The sequence below is a fragment of the Burkholderia sp. MS389 genome (assembly GCF_016899425.1).
Lineage (GTDB): Bacteria > Pseudomonadota > Gammaproteobacteria > Burkholderiales > Burkholderiaceae > Burkholderia > Burkholderia sola.
Genome location: NZ_CP045995.1, coordinates 1571765 through 1592765, shown reverse-complemented (window position 1 = coordinate 1592765; position 21001 = coordinate 1571765). Strand labels below are relative to the sequence as shown.

17 protein-coding genes are annotated in these 21001 nt (G+C 64.0%); 11 read left to right on the top strand and 6 right to left on the bottom strand.

Features of this window, described 5'->3' with window-relative positions:
• Positions 1–151 precede the first annotated feature (151 nt).
• Positions 152–1021 (bottom strand): DMT family transporter, encoded by an 870-nt coding sequence (locus GJG85_RS23460; RefSeq protein ID WP_204383885.1) that lies wholly within the window; start codon positions 1019–1021, stop codon positions 152–154.
• A gap of 211 nt (positions 1022–1232) precedes the next feature.
• Positions 1233–1418 carry a hypothetical protein gene (locus tag GJG85_RS23455; protein ID WP_006480515.1) on the bottom strand — a complete coding sequence of 62 codons (186 nt, stop codon included), beginning with the start codon at positions 1416–1418 and terminating at the stop codon, positions 1233–1235.
• Between the two features lie 241 nt (positions 1419–1659).
• Here GJG85_RS23455 and GJG85_RS23450 point away from each other — a divergent pair, with 241 nt between their 5' ends.
• Entirely contained in the window at positions 1660–2418 is a 759-nt protein-coding gene (locus tag GJG85_RS23450; protein ID WP_050016302.1) for a DeoR/GlpR family DNA-binding transcription regulator, read from the top strand.
• 105 nt (positions 2419–2523) lie between these two features.
• Positions 2524–4308, top strand: a complete 1785-nt coding sequence (locus tag GJG85_RS23445; RefSeq protein ID WP_089489685.1) for a phospholipase D-like domain-containing protein — start codon at positions 2524–2526, stop codon at positions 4306–4308.
• A gap of 69 nt (positions 4309–4377) precedes the next feature.
• On the opposite strand, the gene GJG85_RS23440 is transcribed toward GJG85_RS23445, so the two are convergent.
• The 3 genes from GJG85_RS23440 to GJG85_RS23430 form a co-directional block, all read right to left on the bottom strand.
• Positions 4378–5052, bottom strand: coding sequence for a TetR family transcriptional regulator (locus tag GJG85_RS23440; RefSeq protein WP_012339399.1), 675 nt, complete (start codon positions 5050–5052; stop codon positions 4378–4380).
• 105 nt (positions 5053–5157) lie between these two features.
• Positions 5158–6426, bottom strand: coding sequence for an FAD-binding oxidoreductase (locus tag GJG85_RS23435; protein ID WP_050016295.1), 1269 nt, complete (start codon positions 6424–6426; stop codon positions 5158–5160).
• A gap of 135 nt (positions 6427–6561) precedes the next feature.
• The gene (locus GJG85_RS23430; protein WP_343300065.1) at positions 6562–8046 is read right to left on the bottom strand and encodes an amino acid permease; all 1485 of its coding nucleotides are present in this window, start codon (positions 8044–8046) and stop codon (positions 6562–6564) included.
• Positions 8047–8777: 731 nt separating this feature from the next.
• Here GJG85_RS23430 and GJG85_RS23425 point away from each other — a divergent pair.
• Positions 8778–10289 (top strand): aldehyde dehydrogenase family protein, encoded by a 1512-nt coding sequence (locus GJG85_RS23425; RefSeq protein ID WP_050016288.1) that lies wholly within the window; start codon positions 8778–8780, stop codon positions 10287–10289.
• Positions 10290–10428: 139 nt separating this feature from the next.
• Here GJG85_RS23425 and GJG85_RS23420 read toward each other — a convergent pair whose 3' ends face one another.
• Positions 10429–12891, bottom strand: a complete 2463-nt coding sequence (locus GJG85_RS23420; RefSeq protein WP_050016282.1) for a DUF3772 domain-containing protein — start codon at positions 12889–12891, stop codon at positions 10429–10431.
• 184 nt (positions 12892–13075) lie between these two features.
• Here GJG85_RS23420 and GJG85_RS23415 point away from each other — a divergent pair, with 184 nt between their 5' ends.
• The 8 genes from GJG85_RS23415 to GJG85_RS23385 all read left to right on the top strand — a co-directional run bounded on the left by GJG85_RS23415 (position 13076) and on the right by GJG85_RS23385 (position 20690).
• Entirely contained in the window at positions 13076–16270 is a 3195-nt protein-coding gene (locus GJG85_RS23415) for a DUF6531 domain-containing protein (protein ID WP_239468942.1), read from the top strand.
• Positions 16228–16950: an RHS repeat-associated core domain-containing protein gene (locus GJG85_RS35060; protein WP_239468941.1), complete on the top strand. Its 723-nt coding sequence runs from the start codon at positions 16228–16230 to the stop codon at positions 16948–16950. The genes GJG85_RS23415 and GJG85_RS35060 overlap by 43 nt, the downstream gene beginning before the upstream one ends.
• Before the next feature lie 11 nt (positions 16951–16961).
• On the top strand, positions 16962–17555 hold the full coding sequence (locus GJG85_RS23410) for a DUF1963 domain-containing protein (RefSeq protein ID WP_176016380.1): 594 nt from the start codon (positions 16962–16964) through the stop codon (positions 17553–17555).
• Positions 17556–18129: 574 nt separating this feature from the next.
• A complete protein-coding gene (locus GJG85_RS23405; protein WP_204383881.1) occupies positions 18130–18519 on the top strand; it encodes a hypothetical protein in 390 nt (129 codons plus the stop codon).
• The gene (locus GJG85_RS23400; RefSeq protein ID WP_204383879.1) at positions 18509–18907 is read left to right on the top strand and encodes an SMI1/KNR4 family protein; all 399 of its coding nucleotides are present in this window, start codon (positions 18509–18511) and stop codon (positions 18905–18907) included. The genes GJG85_RS23405 and GJG85_RS23400 overlap by 11 nt, the downstream gene beginning before the upstream one ends.
• A gap of 147 nt (positions 18908–19054) precedes the next feature.
• Positions 19055–19585 carry a DUF1629 domain-containing protein gene (locus tag GJG85_RS23395; protein WP_235356268.1) on the top strand — a complete coding sequence of 177 codons (531 nt, stop codon included), beginning with the start codon at positions 19055–19057 and terminating at the stop codon, positions 19583–19585.
• Positions 19586–19635: 50 nt separating this feature from the next.
• Complete coding sequence (locus GJG85_RS23390; protein ID WP_204383877.1) at positions 19636–20235, top strand: RHS repeat-associated core domain-containing protein; 600 nt, start codon at positions 19636–19638, stop codon at positions 20233–20235.
• 11 nt (positions 20236–20246) lie between these two features.
• A complete protein-coding gene (locus GJG85_RS23385) occupies positions 20247–20690 on the top strand; it encodes an Imm30 family immunity protein (protein ID WP_160300525.1) in 444 nt (147 codons plus the stop codon).
• Positions 20691–21001: the final 311 nt, after the last annotated feature.

Below are 21001 nucleotides of genomic sequence, written 5' to 3'. Positions count from 1 at the left end.
CGGCGAGACGCGCCGCATCGCCGTGGTGCGCGGTGCGCCGGGCGGGTGCAGGAGATGCTGCGCGAAGGGCGGCCGTGCGCGCGGCTTCAGCGAGGAGGGATGGAGGCCCGATGATGGCGTGGCCGCTCGATCCCGCGTGCGTCTTCGCCCGTCAGCGCCGCGCGAGCACGACGCCCACCAGCGCGAGCGCGAAGCCGGCGAGCTGGATCGTCGCGAGCGTTTCGCCGAACAGCGCGTAGCCCTGCAGCGCGGCCAGCGGCGGCGCGAGAAACAGCAGCGACGTCGCGCGCGCCGCATTGCCGTGCCGCAGCATCCACATCAGCATCGTGACCGCGCCGCCGGACAGGAACACGACGCCCCACACGAGCGACACCCACAGCGCCGGCGCGTCGATCCAGCGGGTTTCATGGAGCAGCACGACGAAGACGGCCGCGACGAGCGCCGCGCCGAAGTTCTGCACGGCGACCGCCGTGCGCAGGTCGCTCTGCGCGAGCTTGCCTTTCTGGTACAGCGAGCCGGCGGTGATCGACCCGACCGCCAGCACCGACACGGTGACGACGAGCCACGTAGGCGCGGCGCCCGGCGGCGGCGCGACGCCGCCGGTGACTTTCGGCGCGAGCACGAGCGCGACGCCGGCCAGCCCGAGCGCCATCCCGAGCCAGCCGCGCGCGGGCAGACGTTCGTTGAACAGCGGAACCGCGAGCACGGCGGTGGCAAGCGGCTGCAGCGCGCCGAGCAGCGCCATCACGCCCGCATTCAACCCTTGCGCGACGGCCCAGTAGCTCGCGCCGAGATAGACGCCTTGCAACAGCGCGCCGGCGATCAGGTGGCGCGGCCATTCGCGGCGGGCCGGCCACGGCGCGCGCGCGGCGAGCGCGACCACGCCGAACAGCGCGGCCGTGCCCGCGAAGCGCGCGAGCAGGAACAGGTTCGGATCGGCGTAGGGCTTGATTGCCCGTGCAACGATGAAGCCGGTGGACCACAGCGCGACGAAAACGGCGGCGACGATCGAGTTGAGCATGCGTGACGGGCCGCGACGCGGCCGGACAGATCCGGAAAGTCGGCCAGTATCGGGCGAAGCGACGCTGGCGTCTTGTCGAATCCTGCACTCATGCCGCGCGGCGCGTGAGCGGGGCGGCGGTCATCGCGCGCCGGTGCGCGGCGCGGCGGGGATGATCGTCCGCGGCACCGCACGGCACGGCGCTGCGCGGATGGGCGCGCAGCAGCGACGCTCAGTCGATCGAGAACGTATCGAGCGGCTGGTTGGCGCGTGCGTCGGTCGCGAAGCGCGCGGCGAGCTGTTCGTAGAGCCGACGCGCTTCGTCGAGCGTCAGGTCGATCCAGTACGGATCGCCTGCCGCGTCGTTGAGGCGTTCCGGCGGAAACTGGATTTCGATCACACTGCCTTTGCGATACATGGCGCGAGCCCCTTTATTGGTCGGTCTTGGTCGGTCGTTCGGCGAAGCGCAAAGTGTAGCAACCGGCGCCGCGCGGATTCGCGCGCGCCGGGCAATACAGAATTTCGCTTTCGGGCAACGCGCGCGGCCGCCGCCCGGCCGTGTTACCGGGCCGTGTTTCCCGGCCCGGTCAAATGGTCGTCAAACGTCCGTAATACAATGGCCGGCTTACCCATTACCAGTCGCCTCGGGCGCACACGCGATGCTGGCGGAACAACGTCATCAATACATCCTGTCGGCGCTCGGACGCTCGGGCGCGCTGACGGTCGCGGAACTCGTGCGTTCGCTCGACGTGTCGCGCGAAACGGTGCGGCGCGACCTGAACGCGCTGGCCGCGCGCGGCCTGCTCGTGATGACACATGGCGGCGCGCTGGCCGCTGATCGCCGCGAGCCGAGCCTGTCCGAGCGCGAAGCCGCGAACGCCGACGCGAAGCGCACGATCGGGCGGCGCGCGGCCGAATTCGTGCCCGACGATGCATCGGTGCTGATCGATTCGGGCAGCACGCCGCATGCGGTCGCGCTGGCGCTCGCCGACCGGCACCGGCTGTCGATCTACACGAACGACTGGCGTACCGCGTTCGTGCTCGCGCGGCGCAACGGCAACCGCGTGACGTTGCTCGGCGGCGAGCTGTCCGACGACGAGGACGCCACGTTCGGGCTCGACACGATCCACCAGCTCGCGCAATACCACGTCGATTTCGCGTTCGTCGGCGCCGGCGGCATCACGCCCGACGGCGAGTGCACCGACTACTCGCGGCTCGCCGCCGAAGTGCGCAGCCGGATGATCGCGGCGGCGGGCACGGCGATCATCGTCGCCGACCATTCGAAATTCGGCCGCGTGACGCCGGTGCGGATCAACGGCACGTCCGCCGCCCGCTATCTGGTGACCGAACGCGCACCCGACAAGGCCGTGCGCCGCGCGCTGACGGCGCGCGGGATCGAGCTGCTCGTGTGCGACTGACGCGCGTCCGACATACAAGGTTCATCGAACGGTCATCGCGCGGGAAGAACCGCCATCAAGACTGACGCATTCATCTCGACCGGCCGCCGGGCCAGGGAGCAACGAATGACCGTCAGCGTGCGCAGCTATCTTTCCCCCACCCTGGTCCTGCTGGCTTTCGACTGGCCCGATGCGGCGTCGCGGTCCGATTTCCTCGGCTTCGCGATCCGGCGCACGCCGGGTTTCTGGTCGGCCGACGGCAAGACGCGTGCGCCGGACAGCTGGCTGCCCAACCGCCTGACGTTCGACGGCCCGGCCGCCGACACGCAGGGCGATGCGCCGACCGATCAGGCGCCGATCCAGAAATTCATGTGGTGGGACGCGCGCATCGATCCGCAGGACCGCGGTGCGTCGTTCCGCTACGACGTCTATCCGGTCGTCGGCACGCCGGCGAACCTGCAGGTGCTCGACGCGCAAGCCGGCGTGTGCGACGTCGTGCTGCCCGCGCACGTCGAGGACGGCATCGGCACGTGGTTCAACCGTGCGGTGGTCAGCTCGCAGGCGTTCGCGAAGCAGGTCGCGGCGCTCGGCCTCGCGCCGAACGAGGCGCCGAGCGCCGCGCAGGCGCTGAAGTTGCGCACGTGGCTCGCGAACGACATGGAGCAGGTGTTCGCGCAGATGCTCGATCCGGCATCGCGCGCGGTGTCGGCCGTCTATCACCTGACCGACACGCTGTGGGCGCTGCCCGCGTTCGACGCGTTCGGCCGCCAGCACGGCGAAGCGTCGCTCGCGATCGTCTACGACGCGCACACGACGGCGCGCAAGGGCAAGCCGCCGCTGCCGTCGCCGAACCAGCCGGCCGTCGATGCGCTGCAGGGCCTCGCGACGCTCGCGCCGCGCGACAAGACGCACATCATGCACGACAAGTTCATCGTGACCGATGCGCCGTCGAACCCGGCGCCCGCGCGCGTGCTGACCGGCTCCGCGAACTTCACGACCGAGGGGCTGACCGAGCAGGCCAACGTGCTGCATGCGTTCGACTCGCCTGCGCTCGCCGCGCTGTACAACGAGCGCGCGCATGCGCTGGCCGGGAATCCGTCGATTGCGGAGACCGCGCGGCTGTCGCCGGGCTGGTCGGCGCCGATGACGATCGGCAGCGCGCAGGTGCGCGTCGCGTACTCGCCGGAGCCCGCGGGGCAGCGTACCGAGATCGATACGATCGTCGCCGCGATCGCGGCCGCGAAGCATTCGGTGTCGTTCTGCCTGTTCATGCCGACCGACGCGGCGCTGCGCGACGCGTGTTTCGCGGCTGGCGACCGCGGGCTGATGATGTTCGGCCTCGTGAACAAGATCAGCATCGGCAGCGCGACGAAGGCCGATACCGCGCAGCACGACGGCCAGACACTCGATGCGGCGACGCTCGCGAACCTCGAGCTGTACCACCGCAGCCGCGACAACCACGACGTGATCGACGCGTCGTATTTCTCGCCGGCCACGGTGCCGCAGGGTTTCGAGCCGGAGTTGCGGCTTTTCCCGGGCGAACCGGCGCCGGCTTTCCCGCCCGTCGTGATCCATCACAAGTTCATCGTGATCGATGCGGAAGGCGCGAATCCGGTCGTCTATACGGGTTCGGCGAACATGAGCCGCAATTCCGAGCAGTACAACGACGAGAACCTGCTCGAGATCCGCGACAAGCGGATCGCGGCGATCTATCTCGCGGAATTCCTGCGGCTGTACGAGCACTACCGCGCCCGCGCGCTGGCGATCCATGCGAAGCAGCAGCACGGCACGGGTACGCATGCGCGGCTCGCGCTCGCGCCCGATTCGAGCTGGGCGAAGAAGTATTACGTGGCGGGGAGCCCGGAACAGAAGGCGCGGATCGCGCTGGCGTCGACCGCGCCGACGGACTGATGCGCTGAAGTGCTGAATGAAGTTCGCGGGGCGCGGATGTCGCGTGCCCCGGCCGGCGACTACCGCCGCTTACGCGGCGACGTAGCGGAGCACCGCGTCGGCGATCGTGTCGCGGTGTCGCGCGCGCAGGCGCGGTGCCGACGGGTCGCGGCCGAATGCAGCGCCGAACGTGTAGCGGTTCGCCACGCGGTGGAAGCAGAATGAGCTGATCAGCAGGTGCAGATCGAATGCGTCGATGTCCTTGCGGAACACGCCGCTGGCCGCGCCGCGCTCGACCAGTTCCTCGAGCGTCTTGATGATGCTGACGTTGCGGTTCTTGAACGACTTCAGCTGTTCGACATACTTCGCGCCGTGGATGTTCTCGATCGACACGAGGCGGACGAAATCGCGATGCTTGTCGTGATAGTCGAACGTGAATTCGACGAGACGGCGCATGCCTTCGCGCGGCTCCATGTCGCCGACGTGCAGTTCCTGCTCGAGCGCGCGGATGTCGCCGTATACTTTCTCCAGCACGGCCTCGTACAGGCCTTCCTTGCTTTCGAAGTAGTAATAGAGCATCCGCTTCGTCGTGTTCGTGCGCTCGGCGATCGCGTCGACGCGCGCACCGGCGAGGCCCATCGCGGAGAATTCCTGCGTGGCGACGTCGAGGATGTTGCGCTTGGTTTGCTCGGGATCGTATTTGCGCCGCGCGTCGGACGCAAGCGCGCGGGGGTCGGACGTGGCGGCCTTGCTTCCTGCTTTCATGTGACTTTGTTCTGGTTCGCGGCGGCTTGGAAAAGGCATTCTAGCATGTGGGAAATGCCCGCCCGGCCGACCTTCCGCTCTAATCGGCAAGGCTGCGGCGGGCGCTCAGCGGCGGCAGGACGCGAGCGCGTCGCGGGCCTGGTACGCCGTATACGTGAGCTGCGCGGCGGCGAGGCCGGCCAGCCCGAACGTGCGCGTGAGCCCGAACGCGGCGAAGCCGTCCGGCACCGGACGCTCTCCCGCCAGCGCGGCGGCGAGCACCTCGCCGGCGACGGTGGTCGGCGCCATCCCGTGACCGCCGAATGCGATCGCGTGCCACACGCCGTCCGTGTCGCGGCCGATCTGCGGCATCTTGTGCCGCGCATAGCTCATCAGCCCACCCCACGCGTAGTCGACCTTCACGCCGTCCAGTTGCGGATACACGCGCAGCAGGTCGCGCCGCAGCAGGCGCGCGATCGCGTCGGGGCCGCGATCGAGCACGGAGATCCGGCCGCCCCACAGAATCCGCGTGTCCTTCAGCGGACGGTAGTAGTCGAACGCGAAACGCGTGTCGTAGATCGCGTACGGCGCGTCGATCGCGTCGGGCAGGCGCGTGCCGAGCGGTTCGGTCGCGATCACGTAGGTCGCGATCGGCAGCACCGCGCGCTCGATGCGCGGCGACACGCCGCGCGCGTAGCCGCCGCCGGCGAATACGACGTCCTTCGCACGCACCGCGCCCTGCGCCGTGCGCACGACGTAGCCGGCGCCGTCGCGCGCGATGCCGAGCGCGGCCGAGCGTTCGTACACGCGTGCGCCGCCGCGCGACGCGGCCGCCGCGACGCCGAGCACGTACTTCAGCGGATGAAAGTGGAATGCGTTCGGCTCGAACAGGCCGCCGTAATAGCGCTGCGTCTTCAGCCGCGCACGCAGCGCGTCGGTCGCGACCGGTTCCCAGTCGACGTTGAATTCCTGCTTCATCAGCGTGCGCACGCCGTCGAGCCGCGACGGATCGTCGAACCAGTTCGCGAGCATCACGCCTTCGTCGACGATGTCGCAGTCGATCCCGTAGCGGGCGATGCGCGCGCGGATCAGGTCGACCGCGTCGACGGTGAGCCGGTACAGCCGGCGCCCTTCGTCGCGGCCGAGCGTGCGCAGCAGGTCGGCGTTGTCGAGGCTGTAGCCGCCGAACACGAAGCCGCCGTTGCGGCCCGACGCGCCGAAGCCGACCCGTTCGCCGTCGAGCACGACGACGTCGTGCACGCCGCGCTCGACGAGGCCGAGCGCCGTGCACAGCCCGGCGAGGCCGCCGCCGACGATGCAGACCTGCGTATCGATCGTGTCGGTCAGTTGCGGGTAGGGCTGGCGGCTAACGGTGGCTTCGTAGAAGTTCTGCATGCGTGTTCGGTGACTCGTGACGGCGGAAAGGCGGACGGCGCGCGTCGATCTTGCCTGAACGCGCGCGCCGCGTCGAATGGGGATTTCAGCGCAGCGGCCGCCGCGAAGGGGCGGCTGCCGGCGCGTGACCGGGCGTCAGGCGCCCGGCGTCGGGTTGGCCGGACGGGCGACATAGGCCGGATAGCCGGCGTCGGCCTTTTCGGTCGCTTCATGCGTCGCGTTGCGTTCGATCCACGGCGCGATGTCCATGTCCTCGTAGCGCACCAGCCGGCATTTGCGCACGAGCGCGTAGCCGAGCCAGATCGCGAGGAAGAACGGCAGGCCGACGTAGGTCGCGGCGACGCCGGTCCAGTCGATCTTGTCGGCGAGGAACGCCTGATAGTCCTGGCCGAGCGCGACGGCCGCGCACAGCGCGAACGCAAACAGCGGGCCGAATGGGAACCACTTCGACCGGTACGGCAACTGGTCGAGCCGGTAGCCTTGTTTCAGGAAGCCTTTGCGGAACCGGTAGTGGCTGACCGCGATGCCGAGCCACGTGATGAAGCCGGCCATGCCCGACGTGTTCAGCAGCCACAGGTAGACGGTCTTGTCGCCGTACAGCGACGTGAGGAAGCACAGTGCGCCGATCGCGGTGGTCGCATACAGCGCGTTGCGCGGCACGCCGCCCGGCGACAGCTTCGCGAACAGCTTCGGCGCGCGGCCTTCGACCGCGAGGTTGTAGAGCATGCGCGTCGACGCGTACATGCCCGAGTTGCCGGCCGACAGCACGGCCGTCAGGATCACCGCGTTCATCACGCCTGCGGCGAAGGCCAGCCCAGCGTGGCGGAACACGAGCGTGAACGGGCTCACGCCGATATCGGTCACGTCGCTCTTCAGCAGGCTCGGATCGGTGTACGGAACCAGCACGCCGATCACGAAGATCGCGAACACGTAGAACAGCAGGATGCGCCAGAAGATCTGGCTCACCGCGCGCGGAATCGTCGTGCGCGGATTCTCCGATTCGCCGGCCGCGACGCCGATCATCTCGGTGCCCTGGAACGAGAAGCCCGCGATCATCGCGACGCCGAGCATCGTCGCCCAGCCGCCGACGAACGGCGCGTCGCCGATCGTGAGGTTGCCCCAGCCGGCGCTCGGGCCGCCCTGCATGATCCCGAAGATCATCAGCAGGCCGACGCCGACGAATGCGAGCACCGTCAGCACCTTGATCAGCGCGAACCAGTATTCGGCCTCGCCGAAGCCGCGCACCGACAGCGCGTTGAGCGCGAAGATCAGCGTGAGGAACAGCGCGCTCCACCAGACGCCCGGCACGTGCGGGAACCAGTAGTGCATCACGAGCTGCGCGGCGACGAGCTCCACCGCCAGCGTCACGGCCCAGCTGTACCAGTAGTTCCACCCGAGCGCGAAGCCGAAGCCATCGTCGACGAACTTCGCGCCGTAGGTCGCGAACGAGCCCGATACCGGCATGAACGCGGCCATTTCGCCGAGGCTCGTCATCAGGAAATAGACCATCAGGCCGATCATCATGTACGCGAGCATTGCACCGCCGGGCCCGGCCTGCGAGATCGACGCGCCGGACGCGACGAACAGGCCCGTGCCGATCGAGCCGCCGATCGCGATCATTCGCAGATGGCGCGCCTGCAGCGCACGGTGGAGGGACGGCTTCGCGGGCGGCGAGCCGGACGGGCGGGACGAATCGGGGCGGGCGTCTGAATGCATGGCGGGCGCTGGGCGCTGTCTCCGGGATTGTTTTTCGGTGACGAAGCGCGACGCGTTGCCGGCCGTGGGCCGGGCAGCGGTGATGCGGTGCGAAGCGGGCCCGCTGACCCGGGCCGTGGTGCGTGTCGCGTTCGTCGGTCGTCCGGCGGCGGTCGTGGCGGCCGGCGGCGCGCCGGGTGCGTTGCACCTCGACGTCGCACCGATTGTGTGGGGTCCGATGCACGGGCGGCAAACGATATTTCCGCACAGGGTGATGCGGGATCGTCATCAACTTGCGTCGGGCCGGGACGCGTCCGCGTGCCCGTCTGCGGGCTTTGGAACCGTCTGATATCAGCGTAGGCAAAGGCGCGGCTGCGCGGCTGACTTCTTGCGTTTTGGGAATGAAGTCGTGAGTTAATATCAATAGCGGCCCGACTTGTGGCCATCGACAATGTGTTTCATGGATCGTGCCTCGCGAGGCTGGGGCGCGCCGTCCGGCCGGGCTTGCCGGCGGCGGCGCCGCGCGATGCGCCGGATGGCGCACCGGGCCCGCCGCGCGGCGCATCCGCTTGCACGAGGCGCTCGAACGCGCTCCAATCGAATCACGCGGGCGGCGCTGCCGCCGCACCGATCAATCTGTCCCTGAAGAGGAAGTGATGCAATTCAACGACATTCTTGCCGCGCTCGACATCGATCTCGCCCAGTGGAAAGGCAATGCGCTGACCGCGCGCTCGCCGCTCGACGGCGCGACGCTCGCGACGCTGGCCGTCGACACGCCCGCCGACGCCGAGCGCAAGATCGACGCCGCGCACGACGCGTTCCTCAAGTGGCGCACGGTGCCGGCGCCGGTGCGCGGCGAACTCGTGCGCGTGTTCGGCAACGTGCTGCGCGAGCACAAGGCCGAGCTGGGCCGCCTCGTCACGCTCGAAGCAGGCAAGATCACGTCGGAAGGGCTCGGCGAAGTGCAGGAAATGATCGACATCTGCGATTTCGCGGTCGGTCTGTCGCGCCAGCTTTACGGCCTCACGATCGCGTCCGAGCGCCCGGGCCACCGGATGATGGAAACGTGGCACCCGATCGGCGTGTGCGGCGTGATTTCGGCGTTCAATTTCCCGGTCGCGGTGTGGGCCTGGAATGCGGCGCTCGCGTTCGTGTGCGGCGATTCGGTCGTGTGGAAGCCGTCCGAGAAGACGCCGCTTACCGCGATCGCATGTCACGTGCTGCTCCAGAAGGCGCTCCGTGAGTTCGAGAAGACGCATCCGGGCGTCGCGCCGGCGGAGCTGAGCCAGCTGGTGCTCGGCATGCGCGATGTCGGCGAGGTGCTGACGGCGTCGAAGAAGGTGCCGGTCGTCAGCGCGACGGGCAGCGTGCGGATGGGCCAGGAAGTCGCGAAGGTGCTGAGCCAGCGCCTGGCGCGCGGCATCCTCGAACTCGGCGGCAACAACGGGATGATCGTCGCGCCGAGCGCGGATCTCGACCTCGTCGTGCGCGCGGTCACGTTCGCGGCGGTCGGCACGGCCGGCCAGCGCTGCACGACGCTGCGCCGCCTGATCGTGCATCGCAGCCTCGTCGAGCAACTGCTGCCGCGCATCGAGAAGGCCTACGCGTCGGTGAAGGTCGGCAACCCGCTCGAGGAAGGTACGCTGGTCGGCCCGCTCGTCGATCGTGCGTCGTTCGACGCGATGCAGAAAGCGCTGGCCGATGCACGCGAGCAGGGCGGCGAAGTGAAGGGCGGCGAGCGCGTCGACGTCGGTCACGCGGATGCGTACTACGTGCGTCCGGCGATCGTGCGGATGCCGAAGCAATCCGCGGTGGTCGAGCGCGAGACGTTCGCACCGATTCTGTACGTGATGGTCTATGACGACTTCGAAGATGCGATCGACGTGCACAACGCGGTGCCGCAAGGCCTGTCGTCGGCGATCTTCACGAACGACATGCGCGAGGCCGAGCAGTTCATGTCGGCGGCCGGTAGCGATTGCGGGATCGTCAACGTGAACATCGGCACGAGCGGCGCGGAAATCGGCGGCGCGTTCGGCGGCGAGAAGGAAACGGGCGGCGGGCGTGAGTCGGGTTCGGACGCGTGGAAGGCGTATATGCGCCGGGCGACGAATACGATCAATTACAGCCGGCAACTGCCGCTGGCGCAGGGGGTGAAGTTCGACGTGTGAGGGCGGGCGCCCGGCCAGGGCGCATCGACGGTCGAATGAACAGGGCCGGTTGTCGCGAAAGCGGTAACCGGCCCTTGTCGTTTATTGCGAGGCGTGCGGCACGCCGATCGATCGCGAGCGTACCCGCTCGATGGCTTGCTTACGATTCGTGCGGCGTCGGACCATCGTTCGTCGGCATGTTCTGCACGACCAGCATCTGCGGGCTCGACAGCGTGATCGCCGCCGCGCGCAACTGCTTGAGGATCTCGAACAGCAGGTCGCTCTTCGTCGAACTCGCGATCCGCGGGCTCGACACGTAACCCGTCACGCTCAGCGTGATCCCGTCCGGCGCGAGCTGGCTGAACGTCACCGACGGCGCCGGTTTGTCGAGAATCGCCGGATGCTCGCGATACGCATCGAGCAGCAGGTCGCGCACCTGCTCGGGATCGGTGTTCAGCGGGAACGTCAGCACCAGCGTCGCGACGCCCTGCGTGCTGTTGCCCATCGTCACGTTGCGCACGTTCTGCGAGATCAGCTGCGAATTCGGCACGATCACGGTCGAGCGGTCGCTGAGCTGAATCTCGGTCGCGCGCACGTTGATGCGGCGGATGTCGCCTTCGACGCCCGCGATGCTGACCATGTCGCCCACCTTCACCGGGCGCTCGGTCAGCAGGATCAGCCCCGACACGAAGTTCTTCACGATTTCCTGCAGGCCGAAACCGATACCCACCGACAACGCGCTGACGATCCACGCGAGATTGCTCCACCGGACGCCGAGCAGCCCGAGCGTCATCAGCACGAGCAGCACGTAACCGACGTTGGTGAACAGCGTGATCAGCGACACGCGCATGCCCGTATCCATGCCGAGCGCGGGCATGAACTCGCCGTCGAGCCAGCGGCGCAGCGAGCGCAGCAGGTAGAAGCCGATCGCGAAGCCGATCACGGCGTTGAAGATCCGGTCGGGCATGATGTTCAGGCTCTGCAGCCGCTGGCTGCCGATCATCGCGACCGCACTGTCGAGCAGGTCGCCCGGCGTCGTGCCGAAGCCGCCCGTCAGCAGCGCGATCGCCGCGATCAGCATCAGCAGGCTCGTGCCGAAGCCGGACAGGACCGTGCGCGCCTGGTCGAGGTGGCGATCTTCGAGCGCGAACAGATGCTTGATCTGCTGGCCCGTCGACAGGCTCGACGAGAACAGGCTTTCGCTCGCGTCGCGCGTCAGCTGGATCAGGATGTAGGTCGCACACAGCACGATCTCGAACCACACGAGCTCGTACGTGATGAAGCGCGCGACCGTGATGTAACCGATCAGGAGTGCGATCAACGACGCGACGATCGCGAGCGTGACGCCGGCATGGATTAGCCCGGCAAGCGTCGAGCGCTGCTCGGGCGCCTCGCCTGCCGCCGCGAGGGCGCTGCGCGCACGGTTCGCGCGCAACAGCGACGCGCCGACCGTCAGCGCGACGACGAGCGACACGATGCCGCGGCCGAACAGCGTGACCGACAGGCTGGTGTCGACGATCCGGTTGATCGATTCGAGCGTGCCCGACACCAGCAGCAGCCCGGCCAGGACGGCGGGGAACGGCTTCATCGCGAGCGCGACGGGATCGGCGAGCGCGGGCAGGCGCCACGACGGATGCTTCGTGCAGAGCAGTGCGCGGCCGAGCCCGGCGATCAATGCGCAGGTCGCGGCGAGTTTCGCGAACTGGTCCCACAGATCGGTCAGCGACGGCGTGAGTTCGTAGTGGCGCGCGACGGCGAGGTAGAGGATCTGAATCGCGATGGCCGTCGCCAGGAAGGTCGACAGCGCGGTCGACAGCGCCAGCGCACTGCGGCGCAAGCGGGTGGGCGGCAGGCGGTTCAGCGCGATCCACGCGAGCCCGCGCTCGATGAGCCGGCGGCCGCCGAGCCATGCGGCGAACGCGGCGATCAGCAGCAGCGTGGTGATCGCCCGTTGTCCGGGCACCCACGACGAGCGCAGCATGTCGAACAGTTCGCCGTTGAAATCGTCGAGCCGCTGACGGTCGTCCGGCGACAGGTGGAACAGCGGCAGCCAGAACTGCGCGCTGAAGATGCTGCCCGAACGGAACGCGAGCTGGTTCTTCAGCAGGCTGCGGTGCAGTTTCGCGAACTGCTCGGTCAGGTTCGTGAGGCTCGTCTTCTGGTCGGCGGCCTGCTTCAGCGCGGCATCGATCTGCGTCTTGCGTGCGTCCAGCGCGGCCCGCTGCTTCGCGACGGCGGGCGTTTCCGGCGCGGCGCCCTCGGCCGGCGGCGGGCCGAGCACGTCGAGTTGCGCCTGAACCTGCGCGCGTTGCGGTGTGAGATCGCTCTGCAGTTTCGCGACATCGGTGCTCAGCTCCTGCGCCGAGTCGTCGAGCCCGTCCAGCTCCTTGCTGTTGGACGCGGTCGACGTCTGCTGCTTGATGCGGTCCAGCTCGGCCTGCATCTGCTTGAGCTGCGCGACGGCGTCGGGCAGCGAGATGGCCGGCACGGTTGCGCCGACGCCGCTCGCGACGGGAGCGGAAGCGGCGGCCGGAAACGCCGACGCCGTCGCGATCGCCGCGAACTGCAGCAGCGCGATCAGCGCGATCCGGCGGGCGTACGTGGATAGTCGTTGCATGGACATGGAATACTTACGATTTGCCGACAATGCCGGTTGCCGAAAGGCAGCCGGAAGCCGGTAGTTGGCCCGGTAGCATGTTACCGGGGCGCGGAGATGAACGACTTTCGAATCTGCTTCCGCGGTGTCTGCGACGCGGGCATGGGCGACGGACCGGCGGAAGGCCTGTTTATCCCGTCGCATCGGGGCCGTGTCGATCGAGCCACGCCCCGGAAGGGCGCCATTTTCAGCGTCGGGCGGCCGTTGTCACCGCGACAGACGGTTACGAAATTTACATAAAGTCGGTGCGACCGCGAGCCGCGATAAATGGGGCGCGAAGAATTGGGCGGCTACGGGGAAACCGGACCTTTCATTTTCCCGTCGCCCAATCGTCGGTACAATGCCGCGAGCCGTTGGCCGATCATCCGGGACACGAGAAGGCGAGGCCGTCGCCGCACGTCGAAAGCCGAACAACCAGAAGAATCCTGAGAGCATGGCAGATCAAAAACTCCCTCCGGGCGCGGAGTATGAGCAGGCCACCCCGTGGTTGACCGATGTTCATCCGGACGACGTCGTCGCATCTGGCGAAGGCTTCAACGCGTGGCTGATCAGCGTGACGCATGGCTACGTGGACGTCGATCGACTGAAAACGGTCGCGAGCATGATTCCGGTGCTCAACAACCTGATGGCGCTGGCCGATGCGCTCACCGACATCGTCTCGATCATCCGCAAGCGCGGCGGCGAACTGCTCGACTATCTCGGACTCGCGATCAACCTGATCGGCGTGATTCCATTTCCACCGGTACTGGCGCCCATGCGCCTCACGGCGCGGCCGCTTCTGGCGCTGATTCGCAATGAAATCCTGATTCACAAGCGCGACATCGGCGCCGCGCTCATATCGATCGTCGTCACGCATGTCCAGGCGTCATGCGCGACCGAGATCGAGGATTTCCTGACGAAGCTGCAGGCCGTGCTCAACGATGTGATCGATCACTGCGCGGCGAAAGCACGGGAGATCCTGACAAGTCTCGCGGACGGCATCGATGCAGTGTTGGCGGGGCAACTGTTCGATCCTGCGGAGAACGAGCGGCGGGCCGCCGAGTATCGTCAGCAGATGAAGAAGAGCGGATGGTTCAGCAAGGATCTGGTAACGGGGGCGTGGGGGTATCTGGCCGAGTCCAGGACGGCGCTCGTCAAGCGCGGCGCCAACGCCGCGACCAGCACGGCGACCGGGCTTATTTCGGAGGAATACGTCGCACCGATTCGCCAGATTGCCGTGTCCTTGCGCACGCTTGCTCCGGTGGTGGTCGGCAAGATCAACGAGCTGAAGGGCAGCGACGAAGGCAAGCTGATGTGGCTGCTGCTGAAGCTCGTCAACGCGTTGCGGCACAAGCGCGACGCGATGCGGGCCGCATCCATCAAATCGCAGGGCACGACGGAAGCGACGGCCCAGCGGCCGCAGGTGCCCCTTGCCGCGACGAAGAAGGAGACGAGAGCGAAGGGCTCGGGTGTCGACCACTGCGAAGAGTGCGGGGTCGGTGCGTCGGGCGGTTCGATCAGCTACGCGTTCGGCGACGAGACGTTTTCCCATGCCGATTTCGAATTGCCGGGTGCGATGCCCGTCGTCTGGATACGCGTCTATCGGTCCCGGCTGGCCGGATACGATGCCGGCGAACTGGGCGCGCGCTGGCTCTCGCCGTACATGACGCGCATCGATGTTCGGGACGGCAAATGGATCTACAGCGATTCAACCGGCCGCAACATCGAATATCCGGCGCTCGCGGCAGGTGCGGTTCACGACGACCGCGTGGAAGGTGTGACGCTGAGCCGGCTCGACGACACGTGGACGACGGTCGCGTACGGTCACGATCTACTGCACGTATACGAGAAGCGCGGCGATTCGTTCCGCCTCGCGTTGCAGAAGGATCGCGCGGGCAATACGATCGCGCTCGATTACGATGACGCGAATCGTCTGGCGCGGCTCGTCAGTTCGGCCGGCCATACGCTCGCGTTTCGTCACGACAGCCGCGGGCGTGTCACGACGATCGAGCAGATCGTCGACGCGAACACGCGCACCACGCTTGCCCAATACCAGTACGACGAGAACGGCGATCTCGTGCGTGCGGCGGATCGTTACGGCAACGTGCGCCAGTATGCTTACGACCGTCATCTGATCACGCGCTATACCGATCGCACCGGCCGCGGCATGAACCTCGAGTGGGAAGGGGCGGAGCGCGACGACAACACGAATGCTCGGTGCGTGCGCGAATATGCCGACGACGGCAGCCACGACATTCGTCTCATGTGGCACCCGAACATCCGCCTGACCTATGTCACCGATGCACTGGGCAACGTCACGCGGTACTACTACAACATCCGCGGATACATGTACCGGATCGCGTATCCGGATGGCACCGAGGAGTGGATGCGGCGCGACCAGGACAACAACCTGGTCATGCATGTTCATCGCGACGGCGGCATCGAGGAGATGGACTACGACGCACGCGGGAACATGACGAAGCATTACCGCGTCGACGGGGCTGTGGTCGAGATGGGTTACGACGACCGCGATCAACTCGTTCGTCTCAAGGATCCCGAAGGATATGAGTGGGAGCGCTCGTACGATGACGCGGGTAATCTGGTCGCGCAGAAGGACCCGCTCGGGCACGAGACGAAGTATGCGTACAACGCCGCCGGGATGCCGGTCAAGATGGTCGATGCGAAGGGCGGTACGAAGGTACTTGTCTACGATGACGCGGCACAACTGTTTCAGTACACCGACTGCTCGGGCAAGGTGACGAAGTGGCGCTACGATGCCGACGGGCGACTGGCGCAGTCGATCGATGCGGCTGGCAATGCCACGGTTTACCGGTACGGCCCGAATGGGGCGGTCAGCGAGATCTCGTCTCCGGCAGGCACCTATCGATATACGCACGATGCCGAAGGCCGCCTGCTGTCTCATACCGATCCGCTTGAGCGCGTCACGCGTTTTTCATACGACGTCGCGGGGCGTGTGGCCGGCCGCGTCGATGCGCTCGGCTACACGCTCGCCTACCGTTACGATCGCCTCGGTCGCCTGACGGCGTTGACCGATGCGAATCGCGCGACCTATCAATTTCACTATGATCCGGCCGGGCGATTGCTGGAAGAGATCGGGTTCGACGGCAAGCGGACCACATACGGATACAGCGAGGGCACGCTGCAGCCGGTGAAGATCGACGAGGGCGGGCAGGTGACCGAACTCGAATTCGATCAGGCCGGCCGCATCGTATGCTGGACCTCGGGTGCGAGCAAGGAGCGATTCGCGTACGACGCCAGCGGGCGACTCATCGAGGCGCTTAACAGCCACAGCCGGACGCGCATTTGTTCTATTACCACTGCGACCAGATTGGGACGCCGTTGCTGATGACGGACGAGGTGGGGGAGGTGGTGTGGGAGGCGTCGTATCGGGCCTGGGGCGAGGCGCGGGAAGTGATCGCGCGGGTGTCGAAGGCGGCGGGCGTGGAGCCGAGGAACCCGATTCGGTTCCAGGGGCAGCAGGAGGATGCGGAGACGGGGCTGAGGTATAACCGGTATCGGTACTATGATCCTGTTCTTGGGCGCTTTGTCAGCAGGGATCCGATTGGTCTGGTTGGCGGGTTAAATGCCTATCAATATGCACCCAATCCGGGGCAGTGGATTGATCCGCTCGGGCTGGCAAGAAAGTGCCAACTTGGCAGCTATGGAGGCTTGACTGGAAAGGCAAACGCTCGAGACGAGCTGGACGCACACGAGTTTGTTCGGAATGAGGCTTTGGAGCAGATGGGACTTACCCCTGAGGGGGTACGCAATAAAGCGAATCCGTCGATTGCACTTCCGCGTCCGATGCACACGGAAGTTCACAAGAATGAGAACGCGTTAGCGGCCCTCCATCTGGGGGTTGGTCGAGATGAGTTTCAATTCGGCGAGAACGGGCTGCCTACGAAGCGCCAGATGGATGTTTGGCAAGGGGCCTTGCGCCAGGCAGGTGTTCCTGCGGCACGTGCGCGCGAACTTCGAAGGCAAGCGGGACGCTTCCTGTCTCGGTGCCCATGTCCATGTAATTAGGAGGATCGTAGATGTTCAATGAATTGATCTTTGTTGACGGGGAGCCAACCCCATCCGTGGCCTATTTCGGAGGGAGCCCCTTTTTGCCCGGAGCGTTCAATTGGCCGGCTGATTCAAACGGTGCTCCGTTGCTTCATCTGGCTACCTTTCCTGCCGAGTTTCTCTGCAAATATGTGTCTGGGCTCCGTGTGAAGAGCGACTTGGTGGTGTCCATCTTTTCCCCATACTCGCTAACAGACGACGGATACATCGATAGCGCGATGAGCGAAGGTGGGGTCGCATTGGCCTATCGTCCTAGCAATATTTCGGTGGACCGGTACGGAAGCCCTATTCTGCCGCCCAAGCGGATTGACGTCGTGCAGAACCCCGCTGACGACAGCGAAGAAAATGGCATTGCAAAAATCGCAGGTATTCCCGCGTGGGTGCAGGATGAGGAAGAAAGAGACGGGATGATTTATGTCCTACAACTCAACAACTCACGTCTAAACAAAGCCGCGCCCACGCACAAGAGCATTCTGGTGGGTGGGGTCGGCTACTTGCTTCTGAAAAGTGATCTTGATCATGAGGGACCAGACGCGGGAGTGTTCATTATCCAGACGTCGTAGAGCGGGCTCGCATTACAGGGAGGTTTGATATTGTGGTGGTCGATTCGTCTGTAAGGATCTGATCCACATTGTGATCAGTCGGGACGGAAGGGGGGGCTGATGTGTCAGGAATTAGTTCCCCCCAGAGCGGCGGCCAAGACAACGTATATGTCGGTTGGAGAGCTTATCTTCCGACCGATGTCCGCTGGCCGATGTCTATCAGTGGCTAGCCGCTGGTTCAGCTGATGAATCTTCCAGGAATATGGTTTGGCCTAAATATCAAAAATGATGATTTCTGTATTTACCCATTATATAGAAGGTAAAGTTGATTATTATCGATAGCTTCGCGAAAGAGATGGCCGTCGAGGCAGTCGTTGCTGGGCATCTGGCGAGCGAATCTGATGCATTTATTGCCACGTCTTGATTGAATATTTAGAGAGATTTTTAGTGCGAGGCCGAGTAAGCGGCCTTTGTTTTTTAGGCGGCAGATCAACGTGAGTCGACTAGGTTCCTTGGCCTCGGTCGTCGAGGACCCGATCGCCTGGATTGACCCGCTTGGTTTGGCGTGCCGCCGGCCCCGGCGGCTATCGCGTGAATGACGCAGATCAACACGGCAACCTTAGCCGCAAAGCGAATCGCGCGCCAAGTAACACGAATACGGTTGCCGACGGGGGTGGTGCAGTCACATCATCCGATTCAGCAGGAATGGGCGAAGCAACAGATGTTTCCTAACGGGGACTATAGTTCACGAGCTGCGCCGGCGGTTTTGCTGTCGAGCACTTCGGGCTCCATCCATGCCCAAATCTCCGGTATGCAGCGGGCATTCCGAAATCAAAACGGCTTCAATACGGATGTACAGACTGAGTTTAACGAGGCCGCCCGGCAGATGGGGGCGGCCGGTGTTCCAGAAAGTGTCGTGAGACGAGCGATACGGAAAAATTTGACGTATTTAGACTGTTTGGGGGGGGCTTTCAATGCTAAATAAAGCGTATCTTAGTCAACATTTCGAACTGAGAATTCCAGCGACCACTAGTCAGATTCATGTTGCGGAGGCGAAGGTCGGGTTGTCTTTTCCTAAAGAGTGCGTTGACCTTCTCCAAATCACCAACGGGCTAAATTCGATGGGCTGCTTGGCTCTGCATGAGATAGAAATTTTGCCGGAGCGGAATGTCGATTATGAAGTCCAGAAGTGCCTCCCTGGATATTTCATGATCGGGGATGATGGTGGTGGTCAAGCAATTTTGATCAATTCCAGCGGAGAGGTATTTGAAGTAGGAATGGGGGTGATGAACCCGAAATTTCTGGAGAGATCGGCCGACTCACTGACCGATTTGTTGGTGAATCTCAAAGGCTTGACGCTTGGCGAAAGATGAACTCTAGGCCGCCTGCTTGAAGTCGTTGATCAGTCAAGATCCGATAAGGCTACTGAAGGCAGAACCATCGACCATGGGCGTGTCCGACCTGAGCGGGGAAGTATGACGAAAATCTGGACCACGGAGGCGGACTATCCGGAAAGTCGGATGGCACTCTACGACGAGGCAAAAAATGGGGTGGATCGCTTCGAGTTGCAGGAGGCAAAGCGCCTCGCAAGACTCGATCCCTTATTATTCGAGCTTCCCAAGAAAGGGCTGTCAAAGATTCGAGACTACGGCGTCATCTGGTCAGACATCTTGATTCCGCTCGTAAGTGAAGCGGTGCGTGTTGCGATTGAAGAACTGGCGAATGACGATGATGTTCAGTTCATCCCGGCTGTCGTTAGATCGAACGGAGAGGCGATTGATGGCCCGTACTTTCTTCTCAACCCGACTAGGAAAGTTGACGTGGTTGATCACGATGCTTCAGAGCCGATAATGGTGAAAGTCTCGGGATTTCCTGACGCTAAGGTCGGTTTCAAAAAGATGGTCTTGCGCCCCGATTTCCCAGCCAATGGCATTGGCCGGCAATACGACTCCCCGACATACATTGTCGTCGGCGATCAATTGGCCGATGCTGTTTTGCGTGCCACGAAGAAAGGAGTGAGATTCACTACTGGTATCCCACCGGTCAGTTGATGCCGAACTGACCGGCAGTGCCCGGACGGTTCCACCTGAGCCACAACCTGATGCAGCACGGAAAGGCGCCCCTCTCGTTCCAGGGGCAGCAGGAGGATGCGGAGACGGGGCTGAGGTATAACCGGTATCGGTACTATGATCCTGTTCTTGGGCGCTTTGTCAGCAGGGATCCGATTGGTCTGGTTGGCGGGTTAAATGCGTATCAATATGCGCCTAACCCCGTTCAGTGGACCGATCCCACAGGGCTTACACGATGCTGTTGCCCGTCGTTGCTTCCCGGCGAAGGAGACGTCGGAAAGTACAGGGATTTGAAGAGAGCCGGATCAACGGGTGACAATCTCACTCCGCATCACATTCCATCTGATGCGTATATGGAGGGAATTGCTGTGCCAGGTTATACGCGCGGCGACGGTGTGTCTATTAACATGGAAATGCCTCCGATCGGAGGACGTCATCGTCAAACTAGTTCTTATGGGACAACCCCTGATCTAACGATGGCGCCTAGGGATATGTTGGCGCAGGATATTCGAGATGCTAGACGAATTTACCAGCGACAAAATTGTTATACGTCTAAAGTTCGTGCTGGGCTGCAGAAAGTTATTGCTCAAAACAAGGCTCAGTATCCGTCGACATTTGGGAAGGGATTATGAAAAAAGATTGCTTGGAAGATCTGCTGCGTGTTCGTCAACTTGAATCCCCGGATGAAGTTGCCGTATTCGATGGGGTGCTTGAGACTCTTAGTTCTGACGTTTTATCGAAGGGGGACCTTGTGGATCTCCTTTCTGTATTTATTGACCGAACTAGAAATGAAGAAGTCATGTATGGTCTTCTTCATTTAATAGAGGGTGGTGATATAAATTTAGTTGTCGATGCTTTAATGCAGGTAGCCCCGGATATGAGAGCAACTGCGTCTGATTGGCTGGATACGTTCATCTATCGACTACTGAATGGTGATCATTCTCGGGGTGTATTGATTGATCATCTAAAGCAGAGCAAGCATACACCCGGCGGCGCAGAAATTGTTTATCGGCTTGCCGCGATGGAGCAGGATGCCTCCGAGAAAATCAGAGAGAGGGCATCATTCGTTCTGTCTAAATTAAATTAAATATATTGATGGCGTGTTGATTTGCTGGTTGGCGGGCAGTGTGGCAGTTACCTGCTAAAAAAATGCGCAAAATCAATGGATGGTCACTCTGCCTGGAATCGAGGTTGATTATGGGGATTCCCGGCTGCTGCTGAATTATGTGAAAGGCGTGCGGTTATTGCGTTTATCAACTCGGAAGAGTTCTTGTCTGAGTATCGGGGAGTTTCGAAATATTTGGCCCGGATGTAAGTGGTGTAGCCGTGAGGGCAAGGGCGAGATGAACCCGTGCTCGTTCCGACATTCATCGCGAAACCGCCCGTTGAACCGCTCCG

What these genes read in the sequence shown, in the direction of transcription:
- GJG85_RS23455 (WP_006480515.1), bottom strand. Translation starts at nt 1,418, where the DNA reads ATGTATCGCAAAGGCAGTGTGATCGAAATCCAGTTTCCGCCGGAACGC.
- GJG85_RS23450 (WP_050016302.1), top strand. Translation starts at nt 1,660, where the DNA reads ATGCTGGCGGAACAACGTCATCAATACATCCTGTCGGCGCTCGGACGC.
- GJG85_RS23390 (WP_204383877.1), top strand. Translation starts at nt 19,636, where the DNA reads ATGCAGCACGGAAAGGCGCCCCTCTCGTTCCAGGGGCAGCAGGAGGAT.
- GJG85_RS23405 (WP_204383881.1), top strand. Translation starts at nt 18,130, where the DNA reads ATGACGCAGATCAACACGGCAACCTTAGCCGCAAAGCGAATCGCGCGC.
- GJG85_RS23410 (WP_176016380.1), top strand. Translation starts at nt 16,962, where the DNA reads ATGTTCAATGAATTGATCTTTGTTGACGGGGAGCCAACCCCATCCGTG.
- GJG85_RS23395 (WP_235356268.1), top strand. Translation starts at nt 19,055, where the DNA reads ATGGCACTCTACGACGAGGCAAAAAATGGGGTGGATCGCTTCGAGTTG.
- GJG85_RS23400 (WP_204383879.1), top strand. Translation starts at nt 18,509, where the DNA reads ATGCTAAATAAAGCGTATCTTAGTCAACATTTCGAACTGAGAATTCCA.
- GJG85_RS23460 (WP_204383885.1), bottom strand. Translation starts at nt 1,021, where the DNA reads ATGCTCAACTCGATCGTCGCCGCCGTTTTCGTCGCGCTGTGGTCCACC.
- GJG85_RS23420 (WP_050016282.1), bottom strand. Translation starts at nt 12,891, where the DNA reads ATGTCCATGCAACGACTATCCACGTACGCCCGCCGGATCGCGCTGATC.
- GJG85_RS23445 (WP_089489685.1), top strand. Translation starts at nt 2,524, where the DNA reads ATGACCGTCAGCGTGCGCAGCTATCTTTCCCCCACCCTGGTCCTGCTG.
- GJG85_RS23430 (WP_343300065.1), bottom strand. Translation starts at nt 8,046, where the DNA reads ATGATCGCGATCGGCGGCTCGATCGGCACGGGCCTGTTCGTCGCGTCC.
- GJG85_RS23440 (WP_012339399.1), bottom strand. Translation starts at nt 5,052, where the DNA reads ATGAAAGCAGGAAGCAAGGCCGCCACGTCCGACCCCCGCGCGCTTGCG.
- GJG85_RS23425 (WP_050016288.1), top strand. Translation starts at nt 8,778, where the DNA reads ATGCAATTCAACGACATTCTTGCCGCGCTCGACATCGATCTCGCCCAG.
- GJG85_RS23435 (WP_050016295.1), bottom strand. Translation starts at nt 6,426, where the DNA reads ATGCAGAACTTCTACGAAGCCACCGTTAGCCGCCAGCCCTACCCGCAA.